The organism is Pseudaminobacter soli (ex Li et al. 2025) (assembly GCF_029892515.1).
In the GTDB taxonomy this organism is placed as follows: Bacteria; Pseudomonadota; Alphaproteobacteria; order Rhizobiales; family Rhizobiaceae; genus Pseudaminobacter; species Pseudaminobacter soli_A.
Genome location: NZ_JARXVF010000004.1, coordinates 230,308 through 250,874, shown reverse-complemented (window position 1 = coordinate 250,874; position 20,567 = coordinate 230,308). Strand labels below are relative to the sequence as shown.

Annotated in this window: 19 protein-coding genes and 2 pseudogenes; 9 read left to right on the top strand and 12 right to left on the bottom strand. The window is 59.5% G+C overall.

Annotation, left to right across the window (positions count from 1 at the left end; genetic code table 11):
• The first annotated feature begins 215 nt into the window (after window positions 1-215).
• Window positions 216-1,976, top strand: a complete 1,761-nt coding sequence (locus M2281_RS18775; protein ID WP_280822702.1) for a serine hydrolase domain-containing protein — start codon at window positions 216-218, stop codon at window positions 1,974-1,976.
• A 602-nt stretch (window positions 1,977-2,578) separates the two neighbouring features.
• Here M2281_RS18775 and M2281_RS18770 read toward each other — a convergent pair.
• The 4 genes from M2281_RS18770 to M2281_RS18755 are packed head-to-tail and all read right to left on the bottom strand — an operon-like array spanning window position 2,579 to window position 7,636.
• Complete coding sequence (locus M2281_RS18770; protein ID WP_280822701.1) at window positions 2,579-3,490, bottom strand: nucleoside hydrolase; 912 nt, start codon at window positions 3,488-3,490, stop codon at window positions 2,579-2,581.
• Between the two features lie 23 nt (window positions 3,491-3,513).
• Window positions 3,514-5,583, bottom strand: coding sequence for an ABC transporter permease (locus tag M2281_RS18765; protein ID WP_280822700.1), 2,070 nt, complete (start codon window positions 5,581-5,583; stop codon window positions 3,514-3,516).
• A 6-nt stretch (window positions 5,584-5,589) separates the two neighbouring features.
• Window positions 5,590-6,654 (bottom strand): quaternary amine ABC transporter ATP-binding protein, encoded by a 1,065-nt coding sequence (locus M2281_RS18760; protein WP_280822699.1) that lies wholly within the window; start codon window positions 6,652-6,654, stop codon window positions 5,590-5,592.
• 37 nt (window positions 6,655-6,691) lie between these two features.
• A complete protein-coding gene (locus M2281_RS18755; RefSeq protein WP_280822698.1) occupies window positions 6,692-7,636 on the bottom strand; it encodes an ABC transporter substrate-binding protein in 945 nt (314 codons plus the stop codon).
• A gap of 159 nt (window positions 7,637-7,795) precedes the next feature.
• On the opposite strand from M2281_RS18755, the gene M2281_RS18750 reads away from it, so the two are divergent.
• Complete coding sequence (locus M2281_RS18750; protein WP_280822697.1) at window positions 7,796-8,374, top strand: TetR/AcrR family transcriptional regulator; 579 nt, start codon at window positions 7,796-7,798, stop codon at window positions 8,372-8,374.
• A 799-nt stretch (window positions 8,375-9,173) separates the two neighbouring features.
• Here the strand turns inward: M2281_RS18750 and M2281_RS18745 are convergent.
• Genes M2281_RS18745 through M2281_RS18735 form a run of 3 tightly spaced genes read right to left on the bottom strand, consistent with a single transcriptional unit; the run spans window position 9,174 to window position 10,683 of the window.
• Window positions 9,174-9,833: a glutathione S-transferase family protein gene (locus tag M2281_RS18745; RefSeq protein ID WP_106726405.1), complete on the bottom strand. Its 660-nt coding sequence runs from the start codon at window positions 9,831-9,833 to the stop codon at window positions 9,174-9,176.
• The gene (locus tag M2281_RS18740) at window positions 9,830-10,309 is read right to left on the bottom strand and encodes an SRPBCC family protein (protein ID WP_106726404.1); all 480 of its coding nucleotides are present in this window, start codon (window positions 10,307-10,309) and stop codon (window positions 9,830-9,832) included. Before M2281_RS18740 ends, M2281_RS18745 begins: the two co-directional genes overlap by 4 nt.
• Window positions 10,306-10,683: an ArsR/SmtB family transcription factor gene (locus M2281_RS18735; RefSeq protein WP_280822696.1), complete on the bottom strand. Its 378-nt coding sequence runs from the start codon at window positions 10,681-10,683 to the stop codon at window positions 10,306-10,308. The genes M2281_RS18740 and M2281_RS18735 overlap by 4 nt, the downstream gene beginning before the upstream one ends.
• Window positions 10,684-10,783: 100 nt before the next feature.
• On the opposite strand from M2281_RS18735, the pseudogene M2281_RS18730 reads away from it, so the two are divergent.
• The 3 genes and pseudogenes from M2281_RS18730 to M2281_RS18720 form a co-directional block, all read left to right on the top strand.
• Window positions 10,784-10,915 (top strand): annotated as a pseudogene (locus M2281_RS18730) (ATPase); the annotation flags it as partial.
• A 263-nt stretch (window positions 10,916-11,178) separates the two neighbouring features.
• The gene (locus M2281_RS18725) at window positions 11,179-12,024 is read left to right on the top strand and encodes an alpha/beta fold hydrolase (protein ID WP_280822695.1); all 846 of its coding nucleotides are present in this window, start codon (window positions 11,179-11,181) and stop codon (window positions 12,022-12,024) included.
• Between the two features lie 425 nt (window positions 12,025-12,449).
• Window positions 12,450-12,641: a DUF1059 domain-containing protein gene (locus tag M2281_RS18720; protein ID WP_280822694.1), complete on the top strand. Its 192-nt coding sequence runs from the start codon at window positions 12,450-12,452 to the stop codon at window positions 12,639-12,641.
• A gap of 42 nt (window positions 12,642-12,683) precedes the next feature.
• On the opposite strand, the gene M2281_RS18715 is transcribed toward M2281_RS18720, so the two are convergent.
• Window positions 12,684-13,118: a hypothetical protein gene (locus M2281_RS18715; RefSeq protein WP_280822858.1), complete on the bottom strand. Its 435-nt coding sequence runs from the start codon at window positions 13,116-13,118 to the stop codon at window positions 12,684-12,686.
• On the opposite strand from M2281_RS18715, the pseudogene M2281_RS18710 reads away from it, so the two are divergent.
• Window positions 13,065-13,575, top strand: a pseudogene (locus M2281_RS18710) (IS110 family transposase); the annotation flags it as partial. The gene M2281_RS18715 and the pseudogene M2281_RS18710 overlap by 54 nt on opposite strands.
• Before the next feature lie 157 nt (window positions 13,576-13,732).
• On the opposite strand, the gene M2281_RS18705 reads toward M2281_RS18710, so the two are convergent.
• Entirely contained in the window at window positions 13,733-14,497 is a 765-nt protein-coding gene (locus tag M2281_RS18705) for a cysteine hydrolase family protein (protein WP_280822693.1), read from the bottom strand.
• A gap of 209 nt (window positions 14,498-14,706) precedes the next feature.
• Here M2281_RS18705 and M2281_RS18700 point away from each other — a divergent pair, with 209 nt between their 5' ends.
• Entirely contained in the window at window positions 14,707-15,156 is a 450-nt protein-coding gene (locus M2281_RS18700) for a hypothetical protein (RefSeq protein WP_280822692.1), read from the top strand.
• A 384-nt stretch (window positions 15,157-15,540) separates the two neighbouring features.
• On the opposite strand, the gene M2281_RS18695 is transcribed toward M2281_RS18700, so the two are convergent.
• The 3 genes from M2281_RS18695 to M2281_RS18685 all read right to left on the bottom strand — a co-directional run bounded on the left by M2281_RS18695 (window position 15,541) and on the right by M2281_RS18685 (window position 17,187).
• Entirely contained in the window at window positions 15,541-15,864 is a 324-nt protein-coding gene (locus M2281_RS18695) for a cupredoxin domain-containing protein (RefSeq protein WP_280822691.1), read from the bottom strand.
• A gap of 10 nt (window positions 15,865-15,874) precedes the next feature.
• On the bottom strand, window positions 15,875-16,399 hold the full coding sequence (locus M2281_RS18690; protein WP_280822690.1) for a DUF4142 domain-containing protein: 525 nt from the start codon (window positions 16,397-16,399) through the stop codon (window positions 15,875-15,877).
• Between the two features lie 92 nt (window positions 16,400-16,491).
• On the bottom strand, window positions 16,492-17,187 hold the full coding sequence (locus tag M2281_RS18685; protein ID WP_280822689.1) for an RNA polymerase sigma factor: 696 nt from the start codon (window positions 17,185-17,187) through the stop codon (window positions 16,492-16,494).
• A gap of 661 nt (window positions 17,188-17,848) precedes the next feature.
• On the opposite strand from M2281_RS18685, the gene M2281_RS18680 reads away from it, so the two are divergent.
• Window positions 17,849-18,385 carry a phasin family protein gene (locus M2281_RS18680; protein ID WP_280822688.1) on the top strand — a complete coding sequence of 179 codons (537 nt, stop codon included), beginning with the start codon at window positions 17,849-17,851 and terminating at the stop codon, window positions 18,383-18,385.
• A gap of 256 nt (window positions 18,386-18,641) precedes the next feature.
• Window positions 18,642-18,905: a hypothetical protein gene (locus M2281_RS18675; RefSeq protein ID WP_280822687.1), complete on the top strand. Its 264-nt coding sequence runs from the start codon at window positions 18,642-18,644 to the stop codon at window positions 18,903-18,905.
• Window positions 18,906-20,567 lie beyond the last annotated feature (1,662 nt).

Genomic DNA, 20,567 nt, shown 5'->3' with positions numbered 1-20,567 from the left:
TTCGCCGGATGTCTGCTATCGCAGGAGTTCGCCTAAAAGCGGTCGGACAGCTTCCGGCCCTGAACTGCCAGTCAGCAACGAGCATCCTTGACGGCGTGGCAGATCTTTTTTGGATCGCTTCGGTAAACGATAAATGAAGTTCGTATTTTGCCAAACAGGTACCTGCCTCCCTGCTAGCTTTCCGTATGGGAATGCATCACGGAGGAGTAACAAGAATGCATCTGATCAGAGCTACCTTGATGGCAAGCTGCGTATGCCTGGCCGGGACCGCGTGTGCCCATGACCGAATTGATCTCACGTTCTCAGACCTGATTTCGGACACACAGCCATCGAAGCTGGTTGGGAATTTAGTTTTCCTGCCGGGGGACGGCGCACGGAAAGCCCACGAGCCTTTCGCCGGAACCATAACGTTGTCAGAAACGACGATGGCAACCGAGCCTGCCAAGTTCAAGGCTGACAAGGTTCTCGGGAAAAACCCGACCATTTTCCCGGCGGCGATACTGTCATTCGTTACCCATGAGGGCGATCTCGTCCCGATCACACAGGATATCCAGCGGTACGGATCGACAACCAAAGGCAACAGCTATTGGGACATCCTAGTGCAGCCTGGGAAGGTTTGGTCCGAACCCGGTGATGATGGCTGGTCAAGAGCTTCGTTCCCGTTTGCATTGATGCATTCGATCGAGGGCGAGACGCACAACGGGGTTGCTACGTTCCTGTACAAGGGCGACAAGATTTCCGCCCTCCAGTTCCAGATTCTCACGCAAACCTCACCTTTTTACATCGAGGACTATTTCACCGCTGTAGGCAAGGCGAGTGCCACGTTGACTTCCAGAAAAGTTGAGAACGAAGCCGAAGTGAAGTCCACGTATGCCAAATCAGTTGTCGATTCAGAGAAGCTGGGCTCCTGGACTGATCTCGAAGCCAAAGTAGGGAAGGACAACATAAAAAACTTCGACAGCGATATCGATGCTGCTGAAATTGTTGTTGATGGCATCGGAATTGACGGCACGTTCTATCTGAAGTCTTGTCCAACGCCTGCGGGCGAACTTCCCTACTGCGACCGCCAGCGCTTTGGCGTCTGGTCGGTGACCAAGGCGGCGGCGAATGCAGTGGCCATGCTGAGGCTGGCCCAGAAGTTCGGCCCCGAGGTCTTTGAGGAAAAGCTCACCGACTACATCACCGAAGCCAAGGACGTGCCTGGTTGGGAAAAAGTCACCTTCGGCGACATGCTGAACATGGCAAGCGGTATGGGTTACGGATCCATAGAGGAGAAGCCGTATCACATCACAGATCCGTTCCCGGAGGCCTACTACGCCTGGTATGAGGCTCCAGCGGTCGAGGCGAAAGTGGCAGCTCTTCTGAAAGGAGCGAAACCGTATCCTTGGGGGCCCGGCAAGGTGGCACGATACCGCGATGAGGACATGTTCCTTATTGGCGAGGCCATGACCCGTTATATCAAGAAGAGGGGCGAGCCATACGCCACAATCTGGGATTTGGTGACCGAAGAAGTCTATAAGCCAATTGGCATTCATTATGCCCCAATCAATCGGACTATTGAGACCGATCCGAAAGACGATCAACCGCTGATGGCCTTTGGCTACTACCCGACCATCAGCGACCTCGTGAAAATCGTTAAGCTTTACCAAAACGGGGGCAAATTCGGTGACAAGCAGATCCTCAGCGCCGAGATGCTTGCCGACATCATGCCTGCTGAAAAGCCAGTTGGGCTACACACCGGCGATCCTCAGCGGCCCTTTTACCGGAAAGCGTTCTGGCGCGGTCACATCGATTCGAAGAACGGCTGCAGCTTCTATTATCCAACGATGGTAGGTTGGGGGTCCAACTTCGTACCCGTTTTTTCAAAGGATGTTTTTGCAATCAGGCTGGCAAAGAATTGGGATGCCAACGCTGGGGCCAAGCGAATGGACAGCCTGGCGGCTACTGCGGACAATGTTGGCAATCTCTGTCAGTAAGCCTGAGCCGCCTAGACGATCAAGGAACCCGAAGCCCGCCCCGGAGAGACCGGGGCGGGTTAACTCTTGAAAGGGCTTCCAGACAGTCTAGGTCAATGTCCGCTTGAGCACCTCGACGGCCGGAAGCTGCGGTCCGCAAGCGGCCAGGCCTGCCAGTTAGCAACGCGCCGCATGTCGGCCGTAGAGGTGGACTTTGTCACTGCGCGAAAACCGACATCAACTGGCGGAACACGCGGCTAGAGGATAAGACTTCCGACGTCGGCATGGATACCCGCACGCCCCTGACGTTGGTGGAGTATCGTTACGATGTTCCGTTCAAGTTCACCGGCAAGATCGACGAGCTCATTCTCAGATTACAGTGATCCGGCCCCTGTGGCTTCATCGGGTAGGTTGCGCGGCCGGGCTAGAACAGGGCTATCGCTCGCATGAGCAAGGCACTGATTTGGGCCGTCGAAGTCGAAGCCGCCACCGGCTTGGCGTTGCTCGTTGTCCCGTCGATCGTGGGTCGACTATTACTGGGGCAGGAACTCGTCGGCATCGCGATACCGGTCGCGCGTGTCGCCGGGATCGCCCTGATTGGGTTGGCGGTCGCGTGCTACACGCTAGCTATGTGCTGCGAGCTTCCTGATGAAATCCTGCATGATGGCATTGCGATTTATCGATCCGACATAGCGCATCAAATGGCGCGAGCGGTCGGTGCTATACCGCATCTCATTGGTGAGCACAGGTGTCGGCATCAGCACGCTGGGTGCCCAGTCGGGATCCAGCGCCCAAGCCACGGCGCCCATGTCCCAAATCTCCTTCGCCCAGCCAATGTGGTCGTCGGAGTAGCCCTTGAAGCGCATAGCGAGGAACTTGCCGATTTCCCCGAACGGTTCGACATAGCGTTCGATCTCCGGCACCGTGCTGTGAAGGATGGACGTGACGCCCTCGCACGGAACCAGCACCAGAGGCACGCCGCAATCAAATAGGACCTGTGTTCCGCCCACATCCTGCTGGAGGTTGAATTCCACCTGATGCTGCCAGTCGATCGCATGCCCACCCAACCAGACGACGACAACGCGATCGACGATATCCGGCGCCGCCAGCAGCGCGGACGCAACGTTGCTTATGGCACCGATGGCGATGACATAAAGCGGGTTGTCCGGCGAACCTTTGCGCGCCCGCGCGACGAGATCGTCGATGGCGGGGGCCTTCACGGCGACCTTGTCAGGCCCAACATAGTTCGTGGCACCCCTATGAACGAGGCCGTGATGCGAAATGCCCAGGCGCTCGAGAAGCGCGAGTATTTCCTGGTAGCTGAGTTCCATGCCGCGACCGGGTTCGGAGCAGGTTTCGTTCATAAAGGGGGCGGCATAGAGTGCCTCCACCTCCATCCGCTCCGGTGACAGGAGCGCGTGGACGAGCGCGAACTGGTCGTCGATCTCATTGTAGGTATCGGTATCGATCACCACTCGAAGCTTGCCCTTGCGCGGTGTCAGCAATGCCAGCCGGTCGCATTCGGATAGGTGCATTTTGCATTCCCTCTTTTTCTTTGTCAGGCGTTGCGCAGCCGCTCGGCGGCGGCGCGCAGCATGCGGTCGAGATTGATGGCGGTGAGGCAGAAGACGATCCCAGCGGTGATGCCCAGGCCCGCATCGGCCTTGCCAAGCGAGATGTAGATCTGCTGGCCAAGCTCGGCCGTGCCGACGGTAGCTGCGATTGGCAGCATGGTGATCGCAGCCATCACGGTCTGGTTTAGACCCAAAAGCAGCGCCGGGCGCGCCAGTGGAACTTGCACGAGCAGGTTGCTTTGCACCGGCGTGCAGCCAAGTTGCCTTGCGGTTTCCAGAATAGTCGCGGGAACGGCCCTGAGGCCGGCCTCGGTGTAGCGGATGGCCGGCACGATCGCATAAAGTGATATGGCGATCAGGCCTGCGAATTCGCCAACCTTGAAGAACATGAGCGCCGGAATCAGAAAGACGAATTGCGGCATGGTCTGGAGGGCGTCGTTGATCGGCCGCAGGCCGGCGGAGAGCCAGTTGTTGTGTGCGGCGAGCATGCCCAGAAGGCCACCGACCAGAGCGCAGAGCGTGACCGAAACGCCGACGAGATAGAGCGACTTCACGAACGGTATCCAAAGTCCGCTCAAGAGCACAAATGCAAGGCTTGCACTGGTAAAGAACGCGAATTTCGGACCGGAAACACGCCAGGCACACCACATCACGAGCAGGATGGCCGCAGGCCACGGAAATCCAACTAGGCCAATGTAGAGCAATATTGCCAGCGACAGCGTGCCGGCCGCCGCGCCCGGCTTGCCTTTCGCCCACTGGCGGATTGCCAGCAGCAGCGCCACGGCGGCATAGAAAGCACTCACCGGCGGCGTCATCGCAAAACCCCAGGTGGTGGGCAGCACCGCACCTGATAGCCCCAGCCGCAAAGGCAGCACGAGGTAGTAGAGGATGCCGCTTTTGATCGCATCCAGCTTGTCGCTGTAACGGGCGACGAAGCCGAGCACAGCGCTGTTTACGACGCTGAGGTCGATCACACCACGTGTCTCATTCAGGCCTTGCACGAGGTCCGGAACGACCCATCGCGAAAGCGCGCCGAGGCCGACAATGGCTGCCGCGGCAATCAGAACCGAGGCTCTTCCGAGGTGTACACGCCAATCGTTCCGGGCGCGCTGGCCTGCGAAAATTCCAGAGGTAATGCGGTCCGTGATGATCGAAATCAGCACGATCACGAGGCCGGAGAGCAGGCTCTTGCCCAAGTCGGCCTGACGAAGCCCGCTGAGGACCGCCCAGCCAATGTCATCGAAGCCGCCGATGATCGAGGCAGTGATGACCATGCTGAGTGCGGCCATCGTGGTCTGGTTGATGCCGACCATCATCATCGGCTTTGCGCTGGGCAATTCGACCCACAGCAGACGCTGCAAGGGGGTGCATCCGGTCATCTCGCCCACTTCGACGAGTTCCCGTGGAACCTGAGTGAGGCCGCTTAGGATGCAGCGCGCCATCGGCGGAATGGCATAGATGGCGGTGGCAACCAGGCCCGCTATGGGCCCGAAGCCGAACAGCAAAAGGAGCGGGATCAGATAGGCGAAGGCCGGGAAGGTTTGCATGAAATCGAACAGCACCTCGACCGGGCGCCGGACACGCGGCAGCAGAAAGGCGCTGAGGCCGAGTAGGAAGCCACCCAGAACCGAAATCGGCACTGCAAGAATGACCAGCGAGAGGGTCGCCATGCTTTGGCGCCAAAAGCCGGCAAGCACGATGTAGGAGACGGCGCAAAGGCAAAGAACGAGCAAACGTAGCCCGCCGGCCTTGAACCCGATCAACATGACGGTGAGCGCCACGGCGGGCCATGGCAGGAATTGGAGGGTCGCGACCAATGCCGCGAGCACGGTGCCGAGCGCCTGGCTGACCGTGGATGTCAACGGCAGGACATTGGGAATGATCCAGTTCAGGATCAGGTTGATTCCGGCCGCGACAGGCAGCGTCCAGTCGTCCGGAAACTGCGCAATCCAGTTCCATCTGGCGCCGGCAACAACGCAAAGAAGGAGCGCGCCAGGAACTGCAAGCGCGCGAACGGCGGCTGGCGAAAACAAAATTGCGATATGAGACTTCATGACCGCCTAGTCCCGACCGTGTCTGGCAAATCCGGCGATCTCCGCGGCGGTAATCTGGCCGACTATCGCGCCGGCTTCGTCCTGCACACCAACCAAGGGAGCGCCGTCCAGGACAAGCGGAACAATTTCCTCAAGCACCGTGGTGCCGGAAACGACGTGGGCCGGCGACGTGTCCGCCGCCAGTGGCCGCATCACGTCGGCCGCCTTGATGACCCTCAAGGTGGGAATGTCGCGCAGGAATTCGGCGATGTAACCATTTGCCGGAGCGAGCGCGATCTCAGCCGGCGTTCCCATCTGGACAATCGACCCATCGCGCATGATTGCGATGCGATCGGCCAGCCTGAATGCCTCCTGGACATCGTGCGTGACGAAGACGATGGTCTTGCGCAGCATTTTCTGCAGGCGGATGAACTCGTCCTGCATCTGCCTGCGGATCAGTGGATCGAGGGCCGAAAACGGCTCGTCAAGGAACCAGATTTGCGGGCCGACTGCCAGGGATCTGGCAATGCCCACGCGCTGCTGTTGTCCGCCGGAGAGCTGGCTTGGAATATGTCCCTCCAGCCCTCTCAAGCCGACGAGCTCGATCATTTCCCGCGCCCGGGCGTAGCGCTTGCTCGCTTCGATGCCCTGTACCCGAAGGGGAAAGGCAACATTGTCAAGTACGGAGAGGTGCGGCAGCAGTCCGAAGTTTTGAAACACCATGCCCATGGCGTGACGGCGAAGCTCGACCATGCGTTGCCGGCTTGCGGCAAGCAAGTCCTCGCCGTCCAGCAAGACCTTGCCGCTGGTCGGCTCGATGAGCCGCGTAAGGCATCGCAGCAGCGTCGACTTTCCGGAGCCGGACAGCCCCATGAGCACGAAGATCTCCGCCTCGTGAACCTCCAAGCTGGCGCCGGCAACCGCCGCGACGTGTCCGTTCCCCGTGAGTTCGGACCGCAGTCGATCCTTGTCCTCTACAAGGGGCATGACCGCAGCCATCGCATCCCGGGGACGCGCCCCATAGAGTTTCCATAAATCTTGGCACGCGAGTTTGACTTGCCGCGGCGACGCGGGCGAGGGCGCTGAACTCATCGGAATTTCCCATCACAGATCGGCAATTGAAGAAGGCTTATTTCTTCGCGTCCTCGATCCAGGGGCTCCATCTTGCAGCATTGTCCGCCACCCACTGGCTGACCACGCCGTCGAGTTCTTTGTGGTTCTGGTCGACCTCCATCATCATCACTTGCTGATCTTCCGCGCTAAGCTGGTATTGCTTCATGAAGGCGTAGGCGGCCGGCCATTTGTCGCCGAAGCCCGCGCGCACGACCTTGATGACGGGCGAAGGTAGAATGCAGCGCGCGCCGTCATTCGGATCGCAGGGGGGCATTTCGACCCAATTGAGCTTCGCTTTCGCAAGCAGCCAGTGCGGTGCCCAGAAGCGCAGAAGGAGCGGCTTCTCGGCTACGATGGCAGACTGCAACTCCGCCACCAAGGCTCCTTCCGACCCGGCCGGCACGGCAGTGAGCGGCAGTTTGAAATCCTCGATCTCATTGGCGGAAGCAGTTCCCCAATCGGCCGGGTAGTCGACAAGGCGACCATTCGGCAGCGTCTCGGCCGTTGCCAGGCCTGCAGCGCAGGACGGCTCCAGAAGCGCCTTCCAGTCGGGAAGGCCGGGGCAGATGGCAAGGGTTGCGTCGGTGTAGCCCCAGCCATCGCGGGCGTTGAGCCCGAGGTCGCCCACTGGCTCGACCTTCTTCTCTGCCAGAAGCTTCGGATAGATGTCGCCGAGATTGTTGGTCCACAGTTCCGGCGTCATGTCGAGCGAGCCGTCTTCCATCCCGATCCACTGGGGGAAACTGCCCGCCGTCACGTATTGAACCCGGTAGCCGAGCTTCTCGAGAAGCTGGCCCGCGACGTGAGCAGTGATGTTCTGCCCGGTCCATTCATTGAGTGCGATCTTGATCGGCTCTGAACTGTCCCCCAGCGGAGCCGACAAGGCGGCCGCACAAGGCCAGCCGAGCAATGCGGTGACGCTCAAGCTTGCGGCCAGGTAGATCGTTCGGACACAGCGCATGTCATTCTCCTCCTATGACTTCTGCCCAGTTGGTGGTGAGCTATATTCCAAACCGTCCAGCCGGTCTATAACAAAAACCGTCCGGCCGGTCGGAAACTTGTTGCAATCCTGGGTTTTTCGGAGAAGGGTTGGGTAGAGGCGGAGTCGTATGAATCAATGATGGCCGAAAAGCCGGTACGTAAAAGAAGAAAGAGCGGCGACGAGATCAGGACGGCGATCGTCAATGCCGCAACCCGGATCGTAATGGAGCAGGGCGCTGCGCGTATGACGCTTGCCGACGTCGCCAAGGCTGCGGGTATCAGCAAAGGCGGGCTGTTGCACTATTTCGCCTCGAAGGATGCGTTGATCCGTTCAATGATTACGGCCGGCCTCGATTCATTCGAGGAGAAGACCACGGCAATGGTTGCGAGCGATCCGACGCCAGGTTCCTATCTTCGCGCCTATATCACCACCAGCTTTCCCGCCGAGCGCGCCGATGACATAGCCGCAGCGATGATCGCCGGGATCGCTACCGATCCCGACCTTCTGGCCGACTATGCTGTCGAAAGCACGAAGTGGTCCGATCGATTGAGAGACGACGGATTGGACTATCTGCATGCCGAAGTCATCAGGCTTGCCGTCGATGGACTCTATTTCAACGAGGCGATCGGCCTGCCGCCACTCAGCCTCCCCGATCGCGCAGAGTTTTTGAAGCGGCTCATCGCGATGACCCGTGTTTCTGGGGCAGTCCAGGGCTAGGTCGACCCTCTGGTCACCCGAGCGGCCGGTCCGGCCGGGCTCTGCTGAATTGAGCGGGGGTCCGCGCGGCACCGCCTAGCATCGCGCCACTCCGTCGAGCTTGACGCGTAGGTCGTGGCGTTGGCCGTGGTGTGGTGCTTGTGGACGGCGAAGCGATTGCCGCCCCCTTTCTGTTCGTCCTCCGCCGAAGGCCGTTTGCCCCGATTTGCTGATTGGCCTTAAGCTGATGTAGCGCCAGCCGGGCTCGAGGTTCTCTTCGGGGTCGATTGCTAGGATCATCGCATGTTTCCGTTCGAACAGCGGGCATTGTCTCGGAGAACCCGTGATTCAGATCCGGAGGCGCGGCGGACGAAAGCATGACGCCGTGACCGTCGGCCTTCTACCCAAGGCAGGCAGTCAGCGGCCGTCGGAGGCCCGAACGGATGATCGATCCAGCCATCTCATATTCGGAAAGCTGATTTCCAGCTCTGTCCGTCAATGGGCAAATCAGCGATCGGATAAGCCGGTTTCGTCGCTCTCGGCCCGCAGACGATATGTCGAACCACCTGTACGGTATCGTACGTGCAAGTCCGCTTTCACGGCCTCACGCTCCAGAAGCGGCCAGTCTCCTCCCGGCCCAAGCCGGATGCCGCCGACGAATAGCGCAAGGGCCAAGATTTGGTGGAAACCCGCCTGTCCGCTTTCAGGCTGCCTTAGGGGAAAGCGGACTGGTGGTTGGAATGTCAGGGTCGTGTTTGCCGGAGGCAATCAGGAACTCGAACGCGCATTCCAATTCGCCCACTTGATTTTTTGGCGAGACCTAGTCCCGCTCAGGTGCTCCTAATGGGAAAAAGGGCCGATAAGGCCGAGCCTCCTCAACTACGCGCGCTACAGACGGGCGGGACAGGAGTCGTGCCCGGTAGGCGGCAAGTGCTGTGCAACGTGCAGGAATTGGATGCACCCAATCACCATAGAAAAGCGCTGGTGCAGCGGCACAATCAGCAATTGTGAACCCGCCGCAGGTCGCCCATTCCTGACCATGCAAACGTGGCTCCATCCAATCGTAGCAGCGCTCCATCAAAATATGCGCATCGGCAACGCCCCGCGGATCACGCTCATCCTCGCCACGCAGAGCATCACCAACGATCCGCTGCGTCTGAGCATGGATATAATCATCAAACACATCCGCGATCATACGGGCGTCAAGCGCTTCACGGGCATTCTCAGGCACCATCGGCGGAGCGTCGCCGTGAAATAGGTCGAGATATTCGATAATGCTGTTGCTTTGGGTGACTTTTCTGTCGCCATCGACCAGGGCGGGAAATTGCCCCGTGGGGGAGAGCTCAGCCATGCGCCTAGCATTCTGCGGGTGGTCGGAGTCGACCATTCGGAAGTCGAAGGTCAGGCCGCGCTCGTATAGAGCGATCAATGGTTTCCAGACAAAGGAGGCGAACGGATGGCCATAGAGCGCAAGGCTCATTTCAATACTCCCAAGGATTGAAGGGTAGTTTCGATCATGTCGAATTGAATTCCCGTGCCGTGACGGCGATCAGCTGTGCCGTCCTTGCCATCGAGAAACACAATCTGTTCGGTGTAAGAGACGCGGGTTTTGCCCGCCTCCTCATCAAGCTCCAGGCTCGACAGCGTCACTGAGTGAAAGCGACCGGAATGATGCAGGTCATAGGCATAGACCAGACGCTCGGCCGGCTCGATCACATGAAAACGCGCTTCAAAGAGTGTCTCAAGACCGCTCTCGTTGAAGCGCCCGTGCAGTATTTCCTGTCCACCCACACAAAAATCCATCGAGCGGCGCATAAGGGTCCATTTTTCTGCCGGACCCGTGAACCACTGCGCCTTGATCTGCGGGTCGCACCACGCGCCGAACACGCGGGCGGGCGATGCCGCCCACAGGCGCTTCAGCGTAAATGTACCGTGGAATAAGGGTGTTCCTGTCATGCCTTGTCTCCTTGGTCTGACTGGCTCGTACCGTCAGCCTTATCAAAAGTTTCTTTGCCTTCGAGCAATTCTCCCAGCCGGTCAAAGTGGCCCTCCCAATGCTGGCGACGTTCGTTCAACCAATTTTCGACACGCAAGACCGCCTCGCTTGAAATTCGGCATCCGCGGACTCGTCCGCGTTTCTCTGTGATAACCAGTCCGCTTGCCTCAAGCACTTGCACATGCTGATGGATCGCGGAGAGGGATGTGTCGAAGGGCTTTGCCAGATCACTTACCGAGGCTGGTCCACGTGAAAGGTGTTCGAGAATCCGCCGCCGAGTTGCATCAGCGAGCGCGTGGAACGCCCTATCAAGTTGTTCTGAATACTCAAGCATGTACTTAAGTTACAGCTTGCCTGATGAAAGTCAAGCGGACACTTAAGTGTCCGTGCATTGCACCTGGTTTAGTGGTTTGAGAATGGCGCCATCCAGCCGTGATAAGCACAGCGACGGCAAGACCGTGCTGACCATGCGCCAGCTTCACCCAAGCCGAGAGCGTCGCCAGTTGGTCGTTGGTTTCGGCGCGGTGGAGCATGGGCTGCAGACGCTGGAACTCCTCGCCGCTTGACTGGACGATTGAACGGTGATCATCCGGAGGAGGGCAGTCGCCGTCATAGTGCCTTGATCGATCGCTCTCAGGACTTTATGGCCCCACCTCGAACGACGGGAATGCGGTCGATAGCTGCCGGGTCGTCGATCGGAGCTCCTGAACGTCACGAGTTGGTGGTTGGCGGGACAGCAGCTTCTAAACGCCAGCACGGCGGAACCTGCCATTTGCGGCGAAGCGATGCCTATCGACCGTGGAGAACAGCGCGTGCAAGTATCTCCGGCATGAGCAAACGCGAAGAGCACCCTCCCGCATGGTACAGCGGCATCTGTCGTGCAAACGGCATAAACATTCATTACCGCCGAACAGGCGGGGACAAGCCTCCGCTTGTTGCCCTGCACGGGCTGATCGGAAGCGGCGCCTGTTTGTTGCCCCTGGCGCACGCGCTCGAAGATGCCTTCGATGTGGTCCTGCCCGATGCCCGGGGACATGGCGGCTCCAGCGCCCCTGAGAACGGCTATCTGTATAGCGATCTGGCCGATGATGTTCTTGGGCTCATCGAGGAGTTGGAGCTAAACGCTCCGACATTGGTTGGACACTCGATGGGTGGGATGACCGCTGCGCTTGTTGCCAGCGAGCTTGGATCGGCCACGAAGGCCGTCGTCCTTATCGACCCTACTTTTATCAGTCCAGAGTGGCAGCGCGAGGTTTACGAAAGTAACGTCGCAGCAGAGCATCAGCAATTGCTCCAGTCGACAAGGGATGACCTGCTCACCCAGGCGCGCCTTAGAAGCCCGAATCGGTCGGCAGAGATGATTGAATATATGGTCGATGCGAGGCTTCACACCAGCTTGAGCGCTTTCGAAGTTCTCACGCCACCTAACCCGGACTGGCGCAAGCTGATGCAGAACATAGGTGCTCCGATACTGCTTCTGATTGGTGATCGCGGCATCGTCTCGCTTGAGACTGCCTGCGAGTTACAGGGCATTAATCCACCACTGCGCTATGAGCTGATCCCTGATGCCGGGCACGGCCTACCATATGACGAGCCAGAGAAGTTGGGCGCTGCTGTGTCAGCATTCTTGGCGGAAGTGGCTGCAATCGGGAGCGGCACGAAATCCATGGAATGACTGCTAAGGGGTCGGAAGCTGCCACCGGCCTGAAGCTGGACGAACGGCAGCTATCGCTCCTTCCCAATCCAAGAGCAGTCAGACCGCACTCGGCCCGAAGCGGCCAACCGGCATTACTCTCGGGTGCGAGATGAGACCACTCGGGGTAGGCTCAAGCAGGCGTGGTGGGCATGCTACAATTGCGAACTCGGCATATTGTTCCGCCGCGTTCACCGTGGCGGCCCGAACTGGTTTGGCGCCGCTTCCTGCAGAAGCGACAAGCGCGGCTGACTAAGCGGCGCATCAGGCGAAATAGTCCGCACGGGCTGTTGGCCATGCCGCGCGGAGTTTCGATTCCGTGGTATAATTTCGTTGCGAGCGGAGAGCGCAGTGGGGCAGGCGGGAGCAGCGCGCAAGGCGCGTTGCGTCGATCCATGGAGAAAACCATGCGCAGATATATCGACTGCCGCGAGTTCCCGAGCGAAATGAAATGCACTGTCGCGATTGTGGCAGACAGCGAGGAAGAGCTGGTCAACGCCGCGGTGCAGCATGCCGTCGCCGTTCATGGCGAGCACGACACGCCGGAATTCCGCTCTGAGATCAAGAAGGCCATTCATGAGGGCTCGCCGCACGCCTGACGGTGGCGGCGCGCCGCCTCGGCAAAGCGTTGATGCAGGCGGCTATTGGCGAGGCTGCTTGGGTCGCCCAGGAATGGCGGTGACGATCACGGAAACCGGGTCGCTGCCGGGAAAGGTGTCTTCAAGGCCTTCTTGAAGCTGTTCCTCGAGGGTTGCCCGATCTTCCGCGCGGCCTTCCGTGCGCCGTTTGGCGGTGCGAGTTTGCTTGGCCTCGAGGGCCGGATGTTGCGCTGCGGTCATCCTGGTCTCCTGCCCCAGCGCGTTTTTCAACAGTATCGGCCCGATCCGGTCGGACAGCAGGCGCCGCAATCTCGGCCGTAACAATCCGCTTTGGTGCTGCCTGAAAGCAGATGAGGTTGATGGCTCCCGCTCCCGGCATCCGAGTGCCACAGTCAGGCAACCCGAGCAAAGGAGCCATCCGCCATGAATGCTACCACCGTGGGCCTTGATCTGGCCAAGCGCATTTTTCAGGTTCATGCCGTCGACGCGTTGTCGTGCGCAAGGCAGTGCGGCGATCGCAAGTGCTGCCGTTCTTCACCAAGTTGCCGCATTGTCTGGTCGGTATGGAGGCCTGCGGGACATTTCCTGACAGCGCTCGGCCATGAGGTCCGCTTAATGCCGCCGGCCTACGCGAAGCCCTATGTGAAACGCGGCAAGAACGATGCGGTGGACGCGGAAGCGATCTGCGAAGCGGGTAATGAAGTCGGCCGAGCAACAGGCAGCCCTGTCGCTTCACCGCACGCGCAACCTTCTGGTCAAGCAGCGCACGCAGTTGGTGAACATGATCCGTCGCCTATTGGCGGAGTTCGGCATAGACATTCCGGAAGGTTTGGAGCGGGTGCTTAGCCTAGCATGCAAGATCGCCGCGAAGGAAGCTGAACCAGACGTGCCGGCGGTGGCAATGCAGATTCTTGGCCTGCTGAGCAGTCAGGTACTCGACACCCATCTCCGATCGCCTCGCACGATCATGCGCTTGTCCGCGCACGCGCCGTTGCTGTCTATCGTGCACGATCGTGACTATCACGCCCGCTCATTTGGACGCTCGATCGCGCGCTTTGAAGCACGCACGCTTGGCCGCGGGTCGGTAAGGGTCACAGCCATTCGGCGCACGACACAACCTCGGCTCCCCGGCTTGGAAATATTTTGTCCATGAAGAAGTCGTGGACGGTGGGATCGCTATCCGCGCATCCATCACGAAGCACTGTTGTCCGGTAGCCGCGATCAGCAGCGTCGTAAAAGGTCGCGGCGACCATCGCGCTGGTTGCCACTCCAGCGATGGTGATTGCGTCAACGGCATGGGCACGCAGCACGAGGTCGAGGTCTGTCCCGGCGAAGGCGCTTGCCCGGCGCTTCAGCACAACGACGTCCTCACGCTCCACCGGCAGATCAATCATGGTACCAGGCGCCCCCTCGTGGAAGCTGTCCCCGGCGTCGAAGAAGGCGGAGAAGAGGTTGCCCGGTGGCAGATCCGCTCGGTTCGCCCGGAACGCGATGCGCACGAACACGATGAGGGTACCAGCGGCTCGCGCGCGATGGAGAAGGTCCGTCAGCGGAGGCACGACCTGCCGTGCGAACGGATAAGCGCCCGTGATACCGCGCTGGATGTCACCGACTATGAGTGCGGTTGCCATGATGTCTGCGAGTTCCTCGCTGGATAGAGGTGAACAACTGCCATGTTCCGCGTCCGGTTGCGGCTTGAGCTTGCCTATGGCGCGGGTGCGCAACTTGTCGCCTCGGCACGCCTGATCACCCACACGGGCATGGAGTCGCTTTGAAGGCTGGAACTCCACTCTATTTCCTTCGTTCCACGCGTCAAGCTGCTCAATCGGATAGAGGACGGCTTTACCGATCTGCACGAACGTACCTGACGCCGACGCTTCACAATCCGACCACGGCGACGATGGGGATCGCGCGTCGACAGGCGATGGTCGCGATATGCGGTAGAGCTGGCGCCCACGCCTTCGCGTCGACAGCCTTGCCGCCGCTAGCGGCCCTGGCGCCCGACATCACTCTGCACGTCAACGGGCTGTCGAAATCGCTCGGGCCGGGACTGAGGATCGGGGTGTTGGCGCTTCCGGCGGGAATGATGGATGCGGCTGAAGGAATTGTACGGGATAGGCCGATGGAGCCATCTCCGCTTTCGTGCGCTGTCGTAGAAGAGTGGTTGGCGAGTGGCGTCATCGCATCGGTTCAAAAGGATCTTGGTCATGAAACGCGACGCCGATCGCGTCTGGCCAGCTCACTTCTCGGCATGAGCGGACTCGTCATCCATCCTGCCGCCTGCCAGGTCTGGTTGCCGGCACCGCGCGGCATTGCTGGTCGCCTCGTCTTGGCCGCCACCGCCGTGGGCATCAAGGTGACGCAACCAGAATCCGTGATGGCGGAGCGCGAGGATCGGATAACCGGCATTCGCCTTTGCCTCGGTGGTCCGACCTTCGAGGAACTGACCGAAGCTTTGAGCGTGTTCGCTGAGTTGTTGAAGAGCGCTCGCAGCACTGCCGTCGAGCATCAGTAGTCGTGATGACTCACAGGCTGGATCCAAGGCGGCCATACTGGTGCGTCTGGAGTTGGGATAATGGGGCTGCCAGAACCGTCTGTGGCGCGTTTCCTGCCCGTCCAGCGAGGCCTATGACGAAGGGTGGGAAACCATGTCGCCAAGCAGCCCAGATAGCTAGTAAACTCACGCCGCCGCGCCTGGGGATAGTGAACACCCAACCGGATATAGCGATGCCGCGGCCGGCAAGCGAACGCAGCATGCCAGCCTGAATGGCGCCAAAACTGCCGCCGCCGGCAAGAACAAAAGCGGTTTTGGGTGATGCAACCTCGCTGATCACGGACGCGACTCCCAAACTGCAGGACCGCAGCGGTCGAGCCGCGATCCTGCGGTCCTGCTTGACGGCTACGGCGCCGATACGGTGATGCGGCCCATCATGTTGGGGTGAAAGCGGCAGTAATAGTCGACCGAACCCGCCGCTCTCACGACCATGCTGGCCGACTTTTTGGGCGGGATCACCACGTCCCAGCCGCCCTTCGCCGTGGCGGTGTGAGCCAGGATATCGTTGTTGACCCATTCGATCGTGTCACCGACCTTCACATCGATCTGTGCCGGCGAAAACTCCATCTTGTCGATCGTGACCTGAATGGTTTCCGCGCGGAGCGGAGCGGTGCCCAGGCACAGCGCCAGGACCATGCTGCAGGCCCAAAGAAGCTGTTTCGACAACATCGCCCAGACCTCACTTGAGCTCAGCGGCGACGTGCTCCGCATGCTGCTCGTGACCCTGGAATATCTTCAGCCCAGTCTTGAGCAGGCTCTTGAGTTCGGCGTTGCTCGCCGACGGAATCAGCAAGGTTTCGAGCGCGCCATTGACCTGCTTGTGGTAGGCCACCTCGTTTTCGACATAGGCCCTGTCAAAGGCCGCCCCGTCCAGCTTGGCGAGCTTGTCGCGTTCTGCGGCGGCGGCCTGGATCAACGCCCTACTGGTGTCATTGTCTTCGGGCGTGACCTTGAGCTTCTTGAGCAGGTCAAGCGCCTGCACGTTCACCGCTTCGTGGTCGCGCACCATGTCCTGCGCAAAAGCCACGACGTCCTTGTTCTTGGATTTCGCGATGGCCTGCTTGCCCGCCTCGACGTCAATGACGCCCGCGGTATAGGCGATGTGGGCGATCTGCGGATCGCTGGGCTTGTCGGCGGCCTGGGCCAAAGGCGCGACGCCGAGCAGACAAAGCGCGGCCAAAGCCGCAATCGGACGGGTAAGCATGAGGACCTCCTTCACCCGGGCGCGGAACGGCACCGGTAAGATTCAGTTGACGGCCATTGGATGCGGCGTGGCGGAAAACGTTCCCGGAAAAGTCAAAGCTTGAAGCCGAGCCGCATCATCACCGCCGCGGTCAGGCGTTCGCAGCGTCGGCCAGCAAACGGGAACGCGTCCAGCAGCACGGGGCCGATCTGCGCGTCCAAGTCCTTGCGCACGAGCGCGCGGGCGCGATGCAGCCGCGTCTTGACGGTCTCGGGTCGTACATTGAGCAAGTCCGCCGTCTCGTCGATGCTCAGGCCCTCGATCACCCGGGCGACAAAGACCGCCCGATACAGATCGGGGAGATTGTCGATCGCACGTTCGACAAGTTGCAGGATCTGCCGTTGCGCCATCGTCCGCTCCGGATCGTCGAAGCCTGTGTTGAGAGGGAATTGGATGATTTTGGCCTCGACCGCGCGACCGCTGGACTCTGCGAACTCCGCGGCGCGCCGTCTCTTGCGCAGGCGTCCGAGTGCCTCGTTGATTACGATACGGGAAAGCCATGTCGCGAGCGTGGACTCGCCGCGAAAGCTCTCCAGATTTGCAAAGGCGCGGACATATGCTTCCTGAACAATGTCCTCGGCGTCGCTATTGTTGGGAAACACACCTCGGGCGATGCGGTAGAGCCTTTGATTGTATTTCTGCATGATCATGCGAAATGCATGGCCATCGCGGGCAAGCGCCCGACGCGTCAAATCCAAATCATCGGCGGCGGCGACGATCTTGACCGCGTCTCTTCCAGCTTCCGACATGAGCCTTCTCCCGACGCTTCATTAGATGGAGCTCAACCAAAAAAGTTCCCGGAGCTTGTCACAGATCGATCGCGGCCAGAAATTCGCGTCATACGGGGGGCACTTCACCAACGCCGGAAACGAACTCAAAACCGGATACAATCTGGGGGGCAACATCATTCGCCATATCTCGTGCCCCGCGTCGGCAGGGCTGTTTTTGGCAGACGCTCGGGGAAGAGCAACGCCGTCTGGGCCCACCGCAGTCAAGGCCATTGGCCATCAACGGTTCTGCTGCCGCTCCGGCATGCCCTACGCTCTCGCGGCCGCGCAATGCCGAATGAGAAACCGCGCCATTGTAGAGATGCAGGTGAAACAAGTAGTATCGAAGGCGTCTGTAATCCACGATCCGATGTAAGAAGTCGTATCCCATGCACTGTTTGTGAAGCATCCATAATTGGTATGCATCTCATCTGCGGCATCGAGAGCTCGCTCAGCGAGAGACCTTGCCGATATCGTTGCGCGCTATATATCGCGGCTCTATCGACCATTGCGACGCAGCGATGGCATCCCCGCATCCGACTACCTACGATCATTATCGGCGATGACATGCCGCCTCGCAGCGACAGCGCCAGCAACACCGCCTCCGGCGGTTGGCATCTCTGTTATCCCACAGGAGAAATCAATGAGCACTGACGAAGGAACAGCGATAAAACTCTCCCTTCGCGCGAAAGCGTCGCAGCGCGACAAGGCCGCTGCCGAGGGGGTTCGGTCCACGGCGGAAGAGGCCGCGGCGGCCAGTAAGCAAGGCATCGAAGCCGGAGCTGAAATCATTCAGCTTTCCACTCAAGCGGTCCAGCGCTCGATGGAGCAGCTCGCGACCATATTCGGCCTTGCCGGTGAGGGCGAGCAGGCACAGGGTGTTGCGAACAGTACGACGCGCAACCTCGATGCAATCATGCAGTGCAACACGGTGCTCGTGGATGGCGGGCATGATCTTGCCCATATCTGGACGGACTCGTTTTGCTCGGCCGTTCTACGCAATGTCGAAAACACCGAGCGCCTGCTGCGATGCCGCACGCTGACCGAACTCGGCTCGGTGCAGAGCGACATCATGCGGCAATCGATCGAGTCTGTGATCCAGAACACCCTCCGACTTTCGGAGAGCTCGGTTCAGATTGCGCGTGGTGCAGCAGAGCGTTGCCGCGTCGCACAACTCTGAGCCCGCTCACATCCTGGATGGGGAGGCGCCAGACGTGGCGAGATCATCATTCGCAATCGTGAAGGCCTGATCACACGGACGAACAGTAGCTACGACGTGCCCGCGGCCGAATATCGGCGACTGATCCGACACCTGCCCACGCGGAAAAACAACGTTCTATATCGAACCAATCGGACGGTGAAACGACAGCAACGCCGTCCCTTGCCACACTTGGCGTATTGCTTTCGGCATCGCTCAATGAAAATGGAGGCAGTCAATGACGTTTTGCGGTTCCATTTCCGAGCGGTCAACACACGAACTGGTCCAAGCTTACGTCCTGTCCAGGAGCAAAGCCAAATGCCTCTCCACCCACTTGGCAATCCGTGCCATCCGCACGCTGTCGCCCGCCTGCGCGGCCTCTGACCGGGAGCTGGAGGAGATGATCGAGACCGCCGCCATCGAACATGGTGTCAGCGTCTCGTTCCTGTACAGCGACTGGAAACCTGATTGCTCACGAGCCGTCTCTGGCGAAACCTCGTAGCAGCGGAAGCCACCCATGATGACCGACAGATAGAACGGGTTGGTTACGTCCGAGATGGGTCGTCTGCGGAATGTCCACTTCAGCCAAATGTGTTCCGAAAGCGGATGAGGTGGATGGCTCCTTTGCTCGGGTTGCCTGACAGCATACCCACTGTGGCACTCAGATGCCGGGAGCGGGAGCCATCCACAGAGGACTGACGCTCCTGCTTGTCGGGTGTATTTGGGCTTGTCTCCCCGTGGCATGGATCTTCTACTCTCGCCAATTGGTTCTTGGGTGTTTCTGGGGGGCAACTCCATGCGTTAACTATGGTTCCGAAAGAGGACGCTAGGTTCAAAACGGTTCCAAGTGGCTGGAGTTTGTTCTCGGCATCGCCTCTCCGTTTCATTTCCCTCCGATGGGAGTCAGAACGCTCCTGCAAGGAGCACAATCGCGCCGATCAGGATTAGCAGAAAGCCAATCCAGTTTTGAACACGGCCTAGGAAACGCAGTCTGCGGTGAGGAGGCTCTAACGTTTGACCCGCCACAGGATCAGTGTGACTTTCGCTTAGTCGGCCTCGGTTGATCATCGACCACGCCAGAACCACAACGCCGCATAGGACCAGTAAGGCGCCGAACCACATGGCTGCATGCTCCGCCCAAATGAGCGCAAGGCGCTGCGAGCCGGACGGGATAGGTGCTCGTCTGCCATTTCGTCGGCCAGGAAGAGAAACCGGGAAAAAGACTTTCCTGTTCACCGTACCGTCGGGCCCGATTGACACGCCCGCAGCTATCGGATCAACGCGTCACTGTTCCACGAGTTGCAACAGCGTAGCGAAGCGATCATCCCGCCTGGTTCATACCAGGAGACCGCCGGCTCAAGTCCGGCCGCTGCAACCAGTCCTCATGTCGCAGGGGCGTGACATGGCATTTCAAAAGCGAGCGGTTAGATTGTGGGGAAAGAAGAAGGGATCGAGCCTTATGATCAAAGTCGTCCGAAAAAGGCCTGTGTTGGCGTTCATAGCCGCTGTAGCATTGGCTACAGTGGTGGCAGTCGGCGCCGCTATCGGGGTTATTCAAACAATCACCATCCTCGCGACAATTGCCACTGCGGTAGTCATGGGCTGTCTGGTCATGATATCGATCAGGGGGTAGGTCTTCAGACACGCGTGACGGCGGCGCGATCTTCCGCGCAAGTGGTAGCTTCACCTTAGCCTCAAACAAATGAACGTGCCGGCTTATCCCCCGCGACCTCGTTGCGCCGATCAGCATCTTTCGGCAATGCGGCATGGTCTGGGATTACAGTGATTACGGTCTCAGGGGCTTACAGTCCAATCGTTGAATGATCCGTGCACCAATGTCCCTGCTGGACCGTTCCAGGGAAACCGTCTGAGCGAACCGCGAACCGCGCGCGATTGGTGCAAGTGGCTGGCGTCCGCCCACTGACCTCTGTTGCAATTCAGTATCACCAAAGCTGTGGAATGTGGTGCCTGCCATTCGTTGGCATTGACAGTTCGAACAGTTTGCAGTGAGCTTATTCTGCTCAGATGTACGTGAGCCTTTCCTTTGGGAGGCAGTTCATCCGGCCTGAGCCTGGACGCAAGCTACAGAGCTTGCGACGGGCTCATTTGTTCTAAAACTGGCGCATGGCGTCAGCGCGCAGAGCCCTTTCCAGCCAATCAAGTC